This is a genomic window from Ruegeria haliotis (genome assembly GCF_013377785.1).
Classification (GTDB): Bacteria; Pseudomonadota; Alphaproteobacteria; order Rhodobacterales; family Rhodobacteraceae; genus Ruegeria; species Ruegeria haliotis.
Genome location: NZ_JABXWT010000012.1, coordinates 14,696 through 29,226, shown reverse-complemented (window position 1 = coordinate 29,226; position 14,531 = coordinate 14,696). Strand labels below are relative to the sequence as shown.

17 protein-coding genes are annotated in these 14,531 nt (G+C 56.9%); 8 read left to right on the top strand and 9 right to left on the bottom strand.

The features are described 5' to 3' along the window. Nucleotides 1-4: 4 nt before the first annotated feature. The 5 genes from HW561_RS16880 to HW561_RS16860 all read left to right on the top strand — a co-directional run bounded on the left by HW561_RS16880 (nucleotide 5) and on the right by HW561_RS16860 (nucleotide 3,160). Nucleotides 5-541 carry a hypothetical protein gene (locus tag HW561_RS16880; RefSeq protein WP_176866543.1) on the top strand — a complete coding sequence of 179 codons (537 nt, stop codon included), beginning with the start codon at nucleotides 5-7 and terminating at the stop codon, nucleotides 539-541. Then, nucleotides 538-957: a holo-ACP synthase gene (gene acpS / locus HW561_RS16875; protein ID WP_176866542.1), complete on the top strand. Its 420-nt coding sequence runs from the start codon at nucleotides 538-540 to the stop codon at nucleotides 955-957. Before HW561_RS16880 ends, acpS begins: the two co-directional genes overlap by 4 nt. 59 nt (nucleotides 958-1,016) lie before the next feature. Then, nucleotides 1,017-1,856: a signal peptidase I gene (lepB, locus tag HW561_RS16870; RefSeq protein ID WP_176866541.1), complete on the top strand. Its 840-nt coding sequence runs from the start codon at nucleotides 1,017-1,019 to the stop codon at nucleotides 1,854-1,856. Continuing rightward, complete coding sequence (gene rnc / locus HW561_RS16865; RefSeq protein WP_176866540.1) at nucleotides 1,853-2,530, top strand: ribonuclease III; 678 nt, start codon at nucleotides 1,853-1,855, stop codon at nucleotides 2,528-2,530. Before lepB ends, rnc begins: the two co-directional genes overlap by 4 nt. A gap of 153 nt (nucleotides 2,531-2,683) precedes the next feature. Continuing rightward, complete coding sequence (locus tag HW561_RS16860; RefSeq protein WP_176866539.1) at nucleotides 2,684-3,160, top strand: hypothetical protein; 477 nt, start codon at nucleotides 2,684-2,686, stop codon at nucleotides 3,158-3,160. 44 nt (nucleotides 3,161-3,204) lie between these two features. Here HW561_RS16860 and HW561_RS16855 read toward each other — a convergent pair whose 3' ends face one another. Beyond that, complete coding sequence (locus HW561_RS16855; RefSeq protein WP_176866538.1) at nucleotides 3,205-4,590, bottom strand: multicopper oxidase family protein; 1,386 nt, start codon at nucleotides 4,588-4,590, stop codon at nucleotides 3,205-3,207. A 158-nt stretch (nucleotides 4,591-4,748) separates the two neighbouring features. Here HW561_RS16855 and era point away from each other — a divergent pair, with 158 nt between their 5' ends. After that, the gene (gene era, locus HW561_RS16850) at nucleotides 4,749-5,657 is read left to right on the top strand and encodes a GTPase Era (RefSeq protein ID WP_176866537.1); all 909 of its coding nucleotides are present in this window, start codon (nucleotides 4,749-4,751) and stop codon (nucleotides 5,655-5,657) included. Beyond that, nucleotides 5,654-5,983 carry a DUF1491 family protein gene (locus tag HW561_RS16845; protein WP_176866536.1) on the top strand — a complete coding sequence of 110 codons (330 nt, stop codon included), beginning with the start codon at nucleotides 5,654-5,656 and terminating at the stop codon, nucleotides 5,981-5,983. The genes era and HW561_RS16845 overlap by 4 nt, the downstream gene beginning before the upstream one ends. Before the next feature lie 115 nt (nucleotides 5,984-6,098). Here HW561_RS16845 and HW561_RS16840 read toward each other — a convergent pair whose 3' ends face one another. The 6 genes from HW561_RS16840 to HW561_RS16815 all read right to left on the bottom strand — a co-directional run bounded on the left by HW561_RS16840 (nucleotide 6,099) and on the right by HW561_RS16815 (nucleotide 12,472). Beyond that, nucleotides 6,099-6,983 (bottom strand): class I SAM-dependent methyltransferase, encoded by an 885-nt coding sequence (locus HW561_RS16840; RefSeq protein ID WP_176866535.1) that lies wholly within the window; start codon nucleotides 6,981-6,983, stop codon nucleotides 6,099-6,101. Nucleotides 6,984-7,346: 363 nt separating this feature from the next. Further along, the gene (locus HW561_RS16835) at nucleotides 7,347-7,625 is read right to left on the bottom strand and encodes a hypothetical protein (protein WP_176866534.1); all 279 of its coding nucleotides are present in this window, start codon (nucleotides 7,623-7,625) and stop codon (nucleotides 7,347-7,349) included. Nucleotides 7,626-7,637: 12 nt separating this feature from the next. Continuing rightward, the gene (locus tag HW561_RS16830) at nucleotides 7,638-7,829 is read right to left on the bottom strand and encodes a hypothetical protein (protein WP_176866533.1); all 192 of its coding nucleotides are present in this window, start codon (nucleotides 7,827-7,829) and stop codon (nucleotides 7,638-7,640) included. Nucleotides 7,830-7,901: 72 nt separating this feature from the next. Beyond that, complete coding sequence (locus tag HW561_RS16825; protein ID WP_176866532.1) at nucleotides 7,902-9,053, bottom strand: tetratricopeptide repeat protein; 1,152 nt, start codon at nucleotides 9,051-9,053, stop codon at nucleotides 7,902-7,904. Between the two features lie 137 nt (nucleotides 9,054-9,190). After that, nucleotides 9,191-10,786: an EF-hand domain-containing protein gene (locus tag HW561_RS16820; protein ID WP_176866531.1), complete on the bottom strand. Its 1,596-nt coding sequence runs from the start codon at nucleotides 10,784-10,786 to the stop codon at nucleotides 9,191-9,193. A 27-nt stretch (nucleotides 10,787-10,813) separates the two neighbouring features. Further along, on the bottom strand, nucleotides 10,814-12,472 hold the full coding sequence (locus tag HW561_RS16815; protein WP_176866530.1) for a hypothetical protein: 1,659 nt from the start codon (nucleotides 12,470-12,472) through the stop codon (nucleotides 10,814-10,816). Between the two features lie 299 nt (nucleotides 12,473-12,771). On the opposite strand from HW561_RS16815, the gene recO reads away from it, so the two are divergent. Continuing rightward, on the top strand, nucleotides 12,772-13,497 hold the full coding sequence (gene recO, locus HW561_RS16810; protein WP_176866529.1) for a DNA repair protein RecO: 726 nt from the start codon (nucleotides 12,772-12,774) through the stop codon (nucleotides 13,495-13,497). Here recO and HW561_RS16805 read toward each other — a convergent pair. After that, entirely contained in the window at nucleotides 13,481-13,873 is a 393-nt protein-coding gene (locus tag HW561_RS16805) for an META domain-containing protein (protein ID WP_176866528.1), read from the bottom strand. The two genes, recO and HW561_RS16805, sit on opposite strands and share 17 nt — an antisense overlap. A gap of 51 nt (nucleotides 13,874-13,924) precedes the next feature. Beyond that, on the bottom strand, nucleotides 13,925-14,473 hold the full coding sequence (locus HW561_RS16800) for a hypothetical protein (RefSeq protein WP_176866527.1): 549 nt from the start codon (nucleotides 14,471-14,473) through the stop codon (nucleotides 13,925-13,927). Nucleotides 14,474-14,531: the final 58 nt, after the last annotated feature.

The following is a 14,531-nucleotide window of genomic DNA, read 5'->3' as shown; positions in this document are numbered from 1 at the left end:
AAGCTTGAATTTCAATCTACTCAGATATTCATGCGTAATCCTGAGTGTGGTTGTTGCTATATTAGTGCTGGTCTTGCTGGAATCATTTTTTATGTTTCTGGTCACCGGAGCGGAAACGAGCAATTTTTTAGGAAACAGGTTCGTGCTTTTTGAATTGGGCGCGCGTTGGTTGCTACCACTTGTGGTGCAACATAGCGCATACTTGCCCATATTGTATCTTGTCGCTTTTGCAGTTGCCGCACTTGTCGAGGGACAAAACTATTACAAAAGGAATACGATACCTCCGGCCAGCTTAAATATGTTGTCTGGCTCTATCGCTATGGGTTTGATTGGAATGGGCCTGTGTTGCGCCTTTTTTCTTGGGACCGCATCATTGGTGTTAGGCAACCTTCCCCTTTCACGTCACATCTTCTCCTTCTGGGAGCTGTTCTTGATTGCAACCACGCTTGTCGCCGCATCCGTTACTAGTCGTATCTCCTTTGGCATTGGCCTTAGAATGGCGCGCAAGCAGCAATCAGCCGCAACAGGCGGCCGGTCATGATCCTCGGCATCGGAACAGACCTCGCGAATATCGACCGTATTCAAGGCACGCTCGACCGCTTCGGCGACCGGTTCCGCAACCGTATCTTTACTGACACCGAGCAGCGCAAGGCCGAACGCCGCGCTGATACTGCAGGCACCTATGCCAAGCGCTGGGCTGCGAAGGAAGCGTGCTCCAAGGCGCTGGGCACCGGTTTGCGCATGGGCATCGCCTGGAAGGATATGTCTGTCACCAATCTGCGCACCGGCCAGCCTATAATGCACGTCACCGGCTGGGCCGCCGAGCGTCTGAAGGAAATGACGCCTGACGGGCATGAGGCAATCATCCACGTCACCCTGACTGACGATCATCCCTGGGCGCAGGCCTTTGTCGTGATCGAGGCGCGCCCGCTTCAAGTTAGCGCCTCTCAGCCTTGACTTGCCCCCACCCGACCCGCATGTAGCACCCCAACCAAGCAAAGACTGGAGAGAGCAGAATGGCCGAGGAAGCCAAATCCGGAAACGCCGTCTGGGAGACGATCAAAACCATCGTCTATGCCCTGCTGATCGCGGGCGTTTTCCGCACCCTGTTCTTTCAGCCGTTCTGGATTCCGTCGGGTTCAATGAAGCAAACCTTGCTGATCGGGGATTTCCTGTTCGTCAACAAAATGGCCTATGGCTATTCCTACGCGTCCTGCCCCAGCCTGATCATCCCCAGCGTCGGTCTGAACGTCGATGCCGAAGATATCTGCGGCTGGATGCAGGGTGAGGATAATACCCGCATCTGGGGTGGTGATCCCGTGCGTGGTGACGTGATCGTTTTCCGCCATCCGGTCACCGGACGCGACTATATCAAGCGGCTGATCGGCTTGCCGGGTGACCGTGTGCAGGTGCGTCAGGGGCAGGTCATTCTGAACGGAACACCGGTTCCGCAACAACCCGACGGTCTGTTCACTGAGACCGCTGAACCACAAGGCCCCCAACGACTGCGTCCGCGCTGTGAAAACGGCCCGGTTGGCGTCGGCGGCGTGTGTGAAAAATCCCGCCTGATCGAAACCCTGCCCAATGGCGTGTCTTACGACGTGCTCAACATCGGCAATCAGGGATCGGACAACACCGGTATCTATACTGTGCCCGAAGGTCACTATTTCTTCATGGGCGACAACCGGGACAACTCGGCCGACAGCCGGGTGCCGCAATCGGCGGGTGGCGTTGGGTATGTGCCTTATGACAACCTGATCGGTCGCGCCGACCGGATCATGTTCTCATCTGCTGGGCGTTCGATGCTGTTCTTTTGGACGTGGCGCAGTGATCGCTTCTTCAAGGCGGTCAATTGAAGCTCTCGGCTGATATAAAAGCGTTTCAGCAGCGGTTGGGGTATGAGTTCGACAACCCCGAACTGCTGGTGCGGGCACTGACCCACGGGTCGATGTCCTCAACCACGCGGCCCGACAATCAACGGCTGGAGTTTCTGGGTGACCGGGTGTTGGGGCTGGTGATGGCTACTGCTCTGCTGGAGGCCGACAAAAAGGCCTCCGAAGGCCAACTGGCCCCTCGCTTCAACGCGCTGGTGCGCAAAGAGGCCTGCGCCGACGTTGCGCGGCAAGTCGATCTGGGCGCGGTGCTGAAACTGGGGCGGTCCGAGATGCTGTCAGGTGGGCGTCGCAAACAGGCGCTGCTGGGCGACGCGATGGAGGCGGTGATTGCCGCCATCTACCGCGACGCGGGTTTTGAGGCAGCCCGTGATGTGATTCTGGCCCTGTGGGGGGATCGCATCCACGAGGTTGAGGCCGATGCGCGTGACGCCAAAACCTCACTGCAGGAATGGGCACAGGCCCGTGGCCAGAAACCGCCCTCATATGTCGAAGTCAAACGCAGCGGCCCCGACCATGCGCCGGTTTTCACCATCGCCGCGCGCCTGCAGGACGGGGCCGAGGCACAGGCCACCGCCGGATCAAAACGGCAGGCTGAACAGGCGGCTGCCCAGGCGTTGATGGATCGGCTTACCTGACACGGTTTCGGCGGAAAGTGTCACAATTTTCAATCTAATTTGAGGCCCATAGCAGATCCGCCATCCCGGTTGTATCTGACAGCCATCTGCTTTGGCATCAGCCGGATAGCGATCGGCCAAAGCACATCAGATACAATGAGTGAAGGTAGTCCAATGCAAAATGCTAAACTGACCACAGTGAACATAGGTTTTCTGTTCATCGCCGGGTTCATCGCCACGATGGCCTTTGATTTCTGGGGGCAGGTTGCCAGCCCCGGTATCGGCTGGGCCAGCCTGTCCCCCGAAGGGTTGGCGCAAAGCCTCCTGTCCAGCCTCGGACTGCCCAGCAACGCCTTCCTGGGCTTTTTCGTGCACTTCTATATTGTCGGTCTGATTGCCTATCCGTTGGGCTGGTTCATTGTATTCAAACCGATCTGGGTGAAAGTTGTCGGGCCTGTCCATATGTTCGCGGCTTCGGCGATCTATGGGTTCGGCCTGTGGGTCTTTGCGCTCGGCGGCATTACAACCCTGTCCGGTTTGCCAACATTCCTGAACTTCGCCGCCATCGCTTGGGTCGCGCTGATCGGCCACGTTCTCTACGGCATCGTCATGGTCGCAATCCTTCGTCTGATTGCGCGCCAGCAGGCTTGAACCAGCCATATGGGTCGCGCCGGGCCGATATTTGACCGGCGCACCTAAACCACCCGGATAAAGCCGGTCAGCCCGGTCTTCTGATGCTCGATCACATGGCAGTGAAACGCCCAGTCGCCGGGATTGTCGGCGACCAGTGCGATCTCGACCACCTCATCCTTCAACAGCAGCATCGTATCCGTCATCAGCGGTGGCAGCTGACGCTGGTTTGACTTGATCGGGACAAAGGCCAACCCGTGCAGATGGATCGGGTGCAGATTGGGGGATTCGTTGCGCAGGCGTAGAACATAGCTTTTGCCCAACTGCAGCGTCGCCAGCGGGCCAACATCCTGCGCAGCGTCTCCCGGCCATGGTTTTCGGTTGATGGACCAGAAATTGTAACCCAGAGAGCCACAGAACCCGTTATTCGGCACGGTACCTTCAGGCGTCCAGCCAAACACAAACTCGTGCAGTTCGGCGTTGGCCAGATCGGGCCGGGCCGCAGGGTTCACCGGTAGCGGCTTCAACTCTTGCAGGTTTCGCGAAACCGATGCGCCAACAGCCCGTAGCCGCGCCATCGCCCGATGCGGCTGACCGGGAAGTTTAGCCATCAATTCGACCGCCTCGCCTTCGTCGTTGGGCATGACGACAGCGAAGTCCACCCGTTGGCCGGGGCCCACTAGTAACGGCTCATCCGCTCTGGGCATTGCGATGTCGATCTCGACCGGATGTCCGTCCCACGCGATGATCCGGGCCGCGCCCGCTTGCAGATGCAGCTTGTAGATGCGCGTTGTGTCGGTGTTGACCACACGCAGCCGTACCAATCCGCCCGCTATGTGCTCATAGGTTGGCGTGTCCAGCCAGTTCGCCGTTTGCACATTGCCGAACGTGCCGGCCCGTGTGGCCCCACGCGCTGTGTAAGCGGGCAGGAACGCACCGTCCTCATCCAGACGGAAATCGCGCAGGTTGATCACCTGTTCGCTGTCGAAACCGGGATCTTCTGGCTCGGCAATCACCATTACGCCGGTCAGGCCGTGGGCCATCTGCTCCATCGTCATGCAATGGGGGTGATACCAGTATGTCCCGGCATCGGGCGGTGTGAATTCATAAGGGAACAGTTCGCCCTCAGCCATCGGCATCTGCGTCAGATAAGGCACTCCGTCCATCTCGTTGGCGATCCGCATGCCATGCCAGTGCATCGCAGTATAATCAGGCAGAGTATTGCGCACCGGCAGGCGCATCACCTCGCCCTGCCGCCCGTACAGAACTGGCGGCGGCGCATCTGGCGACAGGCTGACCATCCCGGTTGTCACCTGATTGCGCAGGGCAAAGCTGGCGGATTGAATAGTCAACTCTTGCGCCGCGCCGCTGCCCGCAGCCAAGCTGTAACCGCCCAAACCCAGCGCGCCTGCGGCGGCTCCACTACCCAAAAGAAACTCGCGACGCTTCATGTCCTGCCTCACTGAAAGGGTGGCCGCCTGGCTTGGTTCGGCGTGGCGCGCACGTATCCTTGCACCATGCCTGCATGGCTGCAATGCGACAAATCCCTCTGGCCCGCAGTCCCTTTCTGCTATAGGGATGCGCACTTGCAAACAGGATCGCATAACACATGACCACACGCGCCGGATTTATCGCCCTGATCGGAGAGCCCAACGCAGGCAAATCCACCCTTCTGAACCGCATGGTCGGGGCCAAGGTCTCGATCGTGACGCATAAGGTGCAAACCACGCGGACGCGCATTCGTGGCGTGGCGATGGAGGGCGACGCGCAACTGGTCTTTGTCGACACGCCCGGCCTGTTCAAACCCCGCCGCCGTCTGGACCGCGCCATGGTCGCCGCCGCGTGGGGCGGTGCTGCAGATGCCGATGTCGTTGTCCTGATGATCGAGGCGCATCGAGGCATCACTGAAGGTGTCGAACGCATCCTTGAAGGGCTGGAAGAGATCGGGCAGGGGCGTAAGATCGCGCTGGCGATCAACAAGATCGACAAGGTGCAATCCGAGGTTCTATTGGCCCTCACCAGCGACCTGAACGCGCGCTATCCGTTTTCCGAAACCTTCATGATTTCCGCCGAAAAGGGCTATGGCGTCGATGACCTGCGCAAATGGCTGGCCTCGGAATTGCCCGAAAGCCCCTGGCTCTATCCCGAAGATCAGATCGCCGATCTGCCCCTGCGTATGATCGCGGCTGAGATGACGCGCGAAAAACTGACCCTGCGCCTGCATCAGGAATTGCCTTACCAGCTGACGGTCGAGACCGAGAACTGGGAAGAGCGCAAGGACGGATCAGCCAAGATTGATCAGATGATCTATGTCATGCGCGACGGCCACAAGGGCATCGTATTGGGCAAAAAGGGCGAGACCATCAAAGCCGTCAGTCAGGCGGCGCGCGCCGAGCTGGAAGAATTCCTCGACCGTAAAATCCATCTTTTCCTGCAGGTGAAAGTCCGGCCAAATTGGCTGGAGGAATCCGAACGCTATTCGGAAATGGGTCTGGATTTCAAAGACGGCAACGCATGACGCGACTGACGGCTGATTTCTGGGTCCACGCCTATCTGGCGCGGCTGCGGTTTCAGGAAATCCCGGCCTTTGTCGTGGCCCATGGTGACGACACGGCGGGTGCGGTGTTGATCAAGCTCAACACACTCAACGGTCTGGCGACAGCCTTCCAGCGCAGTTTTGACCTGATGAGCGGAGAACGCAAATGGGTCGAGCTGTCCAGCGGCACCGAAGCGGACGTGGATCAAGCCATCCAACGCCAGCGCAGCTTTGATCCCGACCTCTGGGTGATCGAGGTCGAGGATCGGCAGGGGCGACATCTGCTGGGGGATGAGGGGCTGGAATAGCAATCAGGTCTTGCGCTGCGCGAACACAGCACCATCAAATGAAGATGCGTGTCGCGCAGGTCACTCGTCGTGCCAAGGCACCAGCCCGGAATTGAATCTTGGTTTTATGAAGAACTCAGTTCTTTTTCACAGCCAACCCAATGCCCATCCATCTTCTTTGGTTATGGGCAAATTCATAGATTGCATGGCTTAAGAGGCACTGATCCTTGATGTGATCCCATGACGAAACAGTTCCCCCATCCAGGTGGTCATATTCGTGCCCGTGGATGTCATGAAATGCGATTGCTACTTTGGCGTGGCGTCCAAGGTTCACATAGTCTTTCATCACGCCGTGATAGGAATGGTCCCCGTCGATAAACACATAGTCAAACGCCTGTCCGGCGAAATCGTCAGAGGTGTTAGGGATATTCTTGATAAGATTCAGGTGTTCTTTGAACGCGTCATACGCGATGAGATTATCTTCAATATCAATCAGGTTATATTCGATATTTGGGTTTAACCGTTGTAATACCGCTGCTTTGAAATAAGTGCTGCCACCATGCAGAACACCGATTTCGACGGCGGTTTCAATTGGTTCTCTGGACAGGGTCATGAGAAAATCAACGAACTCGGTGGGTATCTGAACCGCGCCGAAATGACTGGTGTTCATGAAGCGGTCTGTCCAGCGGACCCAATCGTGCCAGGGCTGGAATGGTATGCCGTAATCGGCCAGGCAGCCCAGTAGGAATGCCCGGGACCGGATCTGCTCATCCGTACAGGACAGGATACGTTTTACAACTTCAACACCTGATTGAATATCTTTTTCCAGGTCCAGCCTCGGTTTGTCTTGGTCCGTATTGTTTTGGTCCATAGTTGTGTCTTCCTGTGCGTTTGCATCCTCGGCATGCGTATCTTGTGGTTCAGGTTTGATTACTTCTCGCGTCCCACGAACCACCCGAGCGGCGTCTCGCGTTCTTTTAGCCGTGCGGCTAAGCAGCGATTTTTGTGGTGTGTCGTTCATAGTGTGTTTTCCCTGCGATCTAAGCGCGTGTTCTCAATTCAGCTAAACACAATACAATTCAATACAAAAGAATGCCTTCCTCGTTATTTTTTACCATGAAACTGATGGGTGATGCACAAGAATATTTTCAGGTGTCTGACGTTGGATATCAGAGAAATTCTGAGCAAGAGAGCAGTCTTGCGCCTAGCATGCGCGCAGTTGCCGGGGTGCCGAATTTCAGTCATTCAAGTATGCACAGCAGGCAAATTGCACTTTTTAGAACTCAAGCGCCACTCCCAGATTATCGGTTGACTCACAATCCGTATGCACCGTATTCATCTTGTTTGGCAGACCCTCAGAGCCTGTTGCGGCTTAACTGGCAGTTTATGGCCGACAATTGGCATCGGCGACGCAGTTTTGCAGCGCGGCCTTGGTTGGTAGATCGTACCAGCCTGTTTTCGGGGCTTCCTGATGGCCAGCCTTCTGCATCAGTTTTTTGAGGTTCGACCTGACGCTATCGTCAGCCACAATCAGTGATTTTTCCAGACCCGCCAACGCTTTGACGGTTTGGCCTCGTGAGCTGTAGATAGATGCGCGCCCAAGTAGGGCCGAGATAAGCGTCAGATCATCATGGATAGCGTCGCCTTCACCGGTTTCAACCAAGCGGATTGCTTCCTAATAGTTGGTAAGAGCGTCGTCCGGGCGACCGAGTTCTTCAAGCACCTGACCGCGCTTGGCCCAGTGACGGTTGTCGTCGGGGTCGAATGCGATGAACGCGTTCAACGATTCCAATGCACCGTCCCAGTCATTCATTTCTGGTTGCAGTTCGACCTGAGCGTTTATGGCAGATGTATGCAGCGCGGCCATATCTCCGATTTTGCTGTCCAGATACCTTGAAACGCAGTCGCCATAATCCGGCACCTCTTGGAAGCTTGTCAGTCAGGTTCGGGTGATTGCCTGGAGATCAGACAAAACCAGATCATTTTGTCCCAGATACTTGTAAAGCTGCGCCCGTTTCTGAAGCTCAAGCAACGGAAACTCGGATACCTCCAGCAAACGGTTGATATCCTCCAGTGCGCCGTCGAAATTCGCGCTGGCGATACGCGCGTGAAATCTGACATCAAGAAAGTCAGGATTTTCGGGATCGTCGCCCAGCACTTCATCTGCTTTGACAGCAATTTCCTGTGGGTCCGAGAACGCCTGATCCTTTAACTTTTCCAAAAGCTTGCCCTTGCGACGAAAGGATCGGCAATACAGGGGGTTTTCATCCAAAGAGTGCTGGAAATCGAGCAAGGCAGAATCCCAGTTGCCCTTATCCATGTTCAACCAACCACGTAAATACAAGGTCCCGGCTGTTTTCTTGCCTAGGTCTATAGCGTGGTCAATATCGACGAGCGCCCCGTCCAGATCGCCAAGTTTCCGCTTGACCCATGCGCGGTCACTCCAGAACAATTCGATATCTCTATCATCTGGATAGAGAGTTATGGCCGTATCAAGTGCAGTCAACGCGCCATCGAAATCTTTTAGATCCAAAAGCAGTTCCGCTTTTTCATACAACACCAATCTATGGGTCGGATTCTGCGCAGATGCACGTTTGATATCCGCCATGGCCTGATTGTTTTGATCCAGTTTCCGATAGATTTGAGCCCGGTTTGCAAGAGCGCCGGCGTATCGGCGATCTTCCGGAGAGATACGGTCGATAACTTCCGTAAAATCAACAAGCGCCGCTTGATGATCCTTTGCCCGGCCGGATAGAAGCAGGCCCCGGTTATAAAATGCGGATGTTTTTCCCGGAAAAAATTCTATCGCCTGACTGTACAGATTAATGGCCCGCTCCCAATCAGTTCGATCAAGCTTGTTGGCCCAGCGAAAGGCAACCTCTCCGCGTTCGATGTCGGTCAGGTCGGTTGACGCAAGTGCAGCGGCGCAGTCAACATCGCGCGCCTCTTTGGTTTCGGAGCTCAGACATGCAACGGTCAGCGGATGCAGTGAAAATGCCTGTTCAGCCTTTTGAGACTGGTAGAATGCCAGTGCGACGGCGCAAGCCGCAACCAGGATGGCCAGACCCCGCGTTTTTGAGGATTTGATCATTTACCGGAAGTGTCTTTCAGCGTCACGTTAGAGATACTCACGCCGCAATTGCTGGTAAATAGCGGCAGAAGCAAGGCCCTCAGCCTCTGAATGACTGAGGTCGAGGGCCAGTATGTGTTGATGTCAAAGGGTCTGGGCTAAGGACATCTGGATCCAATGATGCAGGTGTTTGTTTCTTCCAGAATGACCATCGAGTGACCGGGGCTGCCGGGCGGCAAATCAACCCCTTTCGCGATTACGAATGTCACGCTGTGCGCACCGGCCAGACCACCCGGATAGTGGGGGATGTTTTCTTTCACCCGGTAATGCCCATTCTCCAGAACCTCGATCTTGCCGTCGGCGATCAGTTGCAGCAGCCCCGCCTGATCCGGCAGCACGACGTAAGGCTCGACCTTGGCGGATGCCACCAGTTCCTTGGGGTCGAACGCCGTCAAGCCGCCGCGATAAAAGCGTATCATTTCCCGGATCGTCCTGCGATCTGGGTTGGGGGCTGACTTGGGGTTGCCGTCCTTGTCCAGCACCACCATCCCTTCGGCATTCAACCGATAGCTGTTGTCGCCGATAGAGAAATCTACAGGGTGTCGATAGGGGCGGCCCCTGCCTGCCTGCTGGTCCTTGGCCGCAATCCCGGATGGGATCTGGATATGATCCAACGAGTAGGTCGCCACAGGATAGGCCACCGGTGTCGACAGTTTCGCCGAAAGCTCCTTGGTCAGGGCATTCAACCGCTGTCCGGTTTTAGTGGCGTGCTTACCTACACAGCTGCGCGGTGCCACGAATGTGACAGCCTTGGCGTCTATCCCATGAACCGCTGCGCCGGGGCCATAATCGGTGCTGAGCGGCTGTACTACAACGCGTTTGATCCGGTCGGTGGCGCCTTCGAACTTCCAGATGATAGGATCATACGCTGTCGCAAAGACATAAAGCGGCGTCTCGCCCGGTTCGACAATAAAGGTCGCAACCGTCGTCGCCCGGTTTTGCCCATTCAACGAAATGTTGGAAAGGGCTGGCCCTTCATAGCCCGATAACAAGACCAACTCGTGTCCTTTCGGTACATCGGGGGCCTCGCATCTGGCGGCCAGTTTGGCACTCGACGGTGTCTTTCTTTTGGCGGAGGTCGACAGAATGTCGGGGTTGATTGCTTTGGTCACTATTGAGATTTCGGTTATGTCGACACGACCGTCACCGTTGAAATCGAACGCAAAATACTGCTCTAGCTGATCCCGACGAAAGGCCTTCTGGGTCTGGCTGTCGAGGAATGCTCCCAATTCGGCCACTGTCAGAACATCATCGCCATCCGCGTCGAACTCGGCAAATGCTAGCGCCAGTTGACCTTTTACGCTGTGATTGATGAGGTGGGATTGTTTTTCGATCTCCGCACGGGAAATCTGGAAATCCCCGTTCAGGTCATGGGACAGGATCGGCGTCAGGTTCTTGGCCCGCCGCGTGGCCATGTGGTGCTGCGCGGCGGTATCGATCACCTCTTTGGTCAGGACACCATCAGGAGCGTACCGAAAAATCTGGCTGGCAGCCTGCTGCATATACTGTTCTTTCGAGCGCCCCAGTTGTTTCAAGACATCCGGCGACAGCTTGTTTGCGAAGGCAGGCAGAGGGTCCTGTTCTTGCGCTGACGACCAGGCCGGTGCCATCAGCAAAGCGGCAATGGCGGCCATTGCGGTTCGGCCAAGTGACGCAAGTCTGGTTCCTAACGCGTTGTTTGGTCTCTGAGACATGAATGAAGGCCCTCAAGTAATGGAAGTTTATCGGATGACGCTCAGTTCTTTTGATGTGATCGTGCGGGTGCCGTCCGGTCCGGGCAGCCGCCAGACATAGGTGCCGTCCGCCGCGATTTCAGGCTCGGGCATCTCTGTAGCGGACAGAATGTCCAGATCCGGATCACCCCGTATTTCCAAATCTGTGGCGGTTTGGTCCAGATCAGCGGGATGCAGGCGAAGAATGTTCTGTCGGCCATTGGTCAGATCGATCAGCTTACGGTTGGCAAACTGTTTCGCAGACAATCCGACGTACCCGCCCCGTGTGACGTAAATTGTCCCGGCTTCTCTGACCTTGTCGGCTGTGCCCGGATAGTGCGGCAGGTCCAGCAAGGCCGGGTCAGCCAGAAATTCAGGCATCGGCATCTTGCGCAGGATCAGCCCCGGAACAACCCCTATGACCAGCGGGGCCGCCTGATACCCTGCAGGATTACTGGCAGCCAACCCCTGATCATTGAAGGCGATGGACCAGCCAGATGATCCATCAAGCCAGATCTCATCCCCGGGGTCGCCTAAGATCACGGGCTGTGGTGTGCGTCGCAGCCACATGTCGTTGCGAAGGATAAGGTAGTCCTTTCCCGCATTGCGCAGGTCAATTGCATCCAGCACCTGCCTTGTATCATGGCTCAGATGCCAGACGCCGGGGTGTTCGGCACGCCCCAGCCGTGGCTGCCCGTCACTGCTCTGCGATAACAGTGATTTTGATAGGTGAATTTCGACGGACCGACCGTCCTGCTGCTGCGAGCTCAGCCGCGCCATGTCCGGATCGGTGTGACCCTGACGGGCCCAGCAGTGCGGATCGGCGATGAACAGACGATCATATTCATCCGTCAACAAATGGATTTCGCCTATGTCCCGACTCAGCAGGTGGCCAGTTGCGATTTCGATCAGGTTGGCTGCACCATTCCGAAAGTCCAGCTTTGCTTTTTGCGCGCTGAGCTGGATCGCCGAAAGGTCAGGGCGCGCAGTACCAGCGTTGGCCCATCGCAAGGAGATGTTCTGAATGTCGTTGCCGCTGCCGTCATCATCCGGTTCGGCGAGGGTGCCCGGCGCCCACGCATATTCTCCCACCGGTCCTTCGGTCGCGGTGATCGCGGGCAGGTCCTGACCCGTTACGACAAATGCGCCGACCGGTACCCGAACTTGCGCGTCCACTCCGTTGATCTGCGTTTTCAACAACTCGTCCGAGAATGACGCGCTGGGCGTTCTTTCCCATTGTAGACGCGGGTCCAGAATCGTTGTGTCGAACCAATCGGCGCGCACATCAACCTCGCCACGATCTGCGGTGGCCAGAAATTCTGCCAGAATCACCACGGTGTCGAACTGCCCATTCTCGACGTCAATTCGCTCAACCGATTCCAGCCTTCCACGCCCGGCGATCAGATGCGTCGGCCCGTCCAGCGCAACGGTGTCAAGGCCGTCGCCGCCATGAAAATAACCTTTGCCGGGCGTGCCTAGCGGCACAGTTTCAAAATGCCCGGGCTTAGTGTGCAACGGATACCCGCAGCTGCTGGTCGCCACGGCAGCCTGCGCGGCGGCGTATTCGGCCGCAAGGGACGCAGCCAGCGTCATCGTCAGACCGATCCCGAGCTTGCCGAGTCGGTTTGGTTTGAATTTGCCGGGGAAAGCGTCTCGTTTTTGGTTCATTTTGGACTGTGCCCTGCACGTATAGCTGGCATAAGGGTCAATATGTTCGCGGCTAATGGCCAAGAGGGTGGCGTCAAGAAAATCATATAATCTTCAAGAAAGGTAATTTAGAAACAGATGCTTGGAAAGTTTAGCCTCTGACCTGTGGAATTCAACCTTTGATTGCAGGAGGCGAGGTCCTCGCATCATTGACCTGCACAGACAGCACCCTGCGTCTTCCGAATTCCGGTGCCCTCTTGCGGGTCAGGTCGCATTGCGATTTCCTGCACCCGAAACTGACGGCCACAAAGGGGATGCACTTGGACTGGCGTGATCATGGCATCTTGCTGACTGTCCGGCGTCACGGGGAAACGTCAGCGATTATCGAAGTCTTTACCGAAGCTCATGGCCGTCATGCCGGGGTGGTTCGTGGTGGCACCAGCCGCAAAATCGCACCGATCCTGCAACCCGGCGCGCAGGTTGATGTGCTCTGGCGGGCGCGGCTCGAAGACCATCTTGGCACTTTTCAGGTGGAACCCCTGCGATCCCGTGCGGCAGCGGCGTTTTCCGGGCGATTGGCATTGGCGGGGCTGAACGCGGTGGTGTCCCTGCTGTCCTTCTGCCTGCCTGAACGCGAACCGCACCCAACGATCTACACGCAGACCGAACGAATGATGGACCTGTTGGGACAGGACGAGATCTGGCCTCTGGCCTACCTGCGTTGGGAGCTGGCCTTGCTGGACGAGTTGGGCTTTGGTCTGGATCTCGGCCAATGCGCCGTCACCGGCGCGACCGAAGGGCTGGCCTATGTGTCACCCAAAACCGGACGGGCGGTCAGCGTTGCAGGGGCAGGCGAGTGGGCAGACAGACTGTTGCCGTTGCCGCCTTGCTTGCGCGGCGAAGGCACGGCCCCGGATACAGAAATTGTAGCCGGGCTGCAAACCACTGGCTATTTCCTGGAACACCGCGTTGCGCCGTCGCTCGGCCATACACCTCTGCCGGACGCACGGGGGCGGTTCGTCGATCAGGTTACTCGGCGGCTTTGAAAACCATCTCGTACCCATCTTCATTGCGCAATATCAACACATCACCTGCCACTTCGGATTGTGTCATCGCCATAAGCGCCGCGAAATAGAACCCCTCAGCCTCCAGCCCGGCACAGGCGGCCCGGGTGGCGGTCAGGTCCTTAATCTCGAACCAAGGATAGGGCGCCGCCAGAGTGCCCTGATAACTGTTGCAGGGGGCGTTCCCTTCGATCCTGCCTGCCTCGGGGAACTGCAATAGGGCGCTGGCTGGGTAGGGCTGGCCATTGATTTCCTGTAAGATCCAAGTTTGATCTGCGGCACCATAGGCGGCAACGGATTCGTCACGGTCGCATTGGAACACGGCCAGTAGGGGTAGTGTCAGGATCAGGCGTGTCATACCGGGGTCTTGTCCCATTGCAGTAGCCAAAGGATCAGGCGGTTTCTATTTTCAATAGATCAGTTCGCCGCTCAGCAATTCCTCACGCACCTCAGAACGGGGTCTCCAGTTGTATCTGGTGTCCTCGCGCACGGGTGCCCAAAACAGCACACCGCTATTCCGCCACGGATCAAGGATGATGCCGTCATACATCGAGTCACCCTTGGCGCTTATCAGCGACGAGTGGTGGATGATTCTGAACGGTGTTGGAGGCGACGTGGCCCAGTGCAGATCCAGCGTGCGAAAGTTTTCACGCCGCAGTCGTGCGGTTATGGCCTCGGCCCAGTCATTGCACAGACCATACTCGCGAAAGCCGTTGATGATCTTGGCGTTGTGGATGATGGCCGGGTCGGTGACGTCCCATTCGCGCGCCAGCTGTTGCGAATAGGTATAGGCAATGGTGGCGGCCCGTTGCGCCTCAGCCGGGTCGACCTCGGGACCAAGGTTCTGAATGGCTTGCGCCAGTGCGTCGACATCATCTGGTCCAGCCGTCGGAGCAACAGCACACCCCGCAAGGATCAGCGTCACACACGTGACCAGAAGCGCAGATATGAATTTCACTATCGTCTCTCCCTCAGGCAAAACGGTATTGGACAGTGTTGCCCGGATTCCGTGTCAG

Excerpts from the sequence above, each read along its gene's own strand:
- acpS (WP_176866542.1), top strand. The coding sequence starts at position 538 with ATGATCCTCGGCATCGGAACAGACCTCGCGAATATCGACCGTATTCAA.
- lepB (WP_176866541.1), top strand. The coding sequence starts at position 1,017 with ATGGCCGAGGAAGCCAAATCCGGAAACGCCGTCTGGGAGACGATCAAA.
- HW561_RS16860 (WP_176866539.1), top strand. The coding sequence starts at position 2,684 with ATGCAAAATGCTAAACTGACCACAGTGAACATAGGTTTTCTGTTCATC.
- HW561_RS16855 (WP_176866538.1), bottom strand. The coding sequence starts at position 4,590 with ATGAAGCGTCGCGAGTTTCTTTTGGGTAGTGGAGCCGCCGCAGGCGCG.
- era (WP_176866537.1), top strand. The coding sequence starts at position 4,749 with ATGACCACACGCGCCGGATTTATCGCCCTGATCGGAGAGCCCAACGCA.
- HW561_RS16845 (WP_176866536.1), top strand. The coding sequence starts at position 5,654 with ATGACGCGACTGACGGCTGATTTCTGGGTCCACGCCTATCTGGCGCGG.
- HW561_RS16840 (WP_176866535.1), bottom strand. The coding sequence starts at position 6,983 with ATGAACGACACACCACAAAAATCGCTGCTTAGCCGCACGGCTAAAAGA.
- HW561_RS16830 (WP_176866533.1), bottom strand. The coding sequence starts at position 7,829 with ATGGCCGCGCTGCATACATCTGCCATAAACGCTCAGGTCGAACTGCAA.
- HW561_RS16825 (WP_176866532.1), bottom strand. The coding sequence starts at position 9,053 with ATGATCAAATCCTCAAAAACGCGGGGTCTGGCCATCCTGGTTGCGGCT.
- HW561_RS16820 (WP_176866531.1), bottom strand. The coding sequence starts at position 10,786 with ATGTCTCAGAGACCAAACAACGCGTTAGGAACCAGACTTGCGTCACTT.
- HW561_RS16815 (WP_176866530.1), bottom strand. The coding sequence starts at position 12,472 with ATGAACCAAAAACGAGACGCTTTCCCCGGCAAATTCAAACCAAACCGA.
- HW561_RS16805 (WP_176866528.1), bottom strand. The coding sequence starts at position 13,873 with ATGACACGCCTGATCCTGACACTACCCCTACTGGCCGTGTTCCAATGC.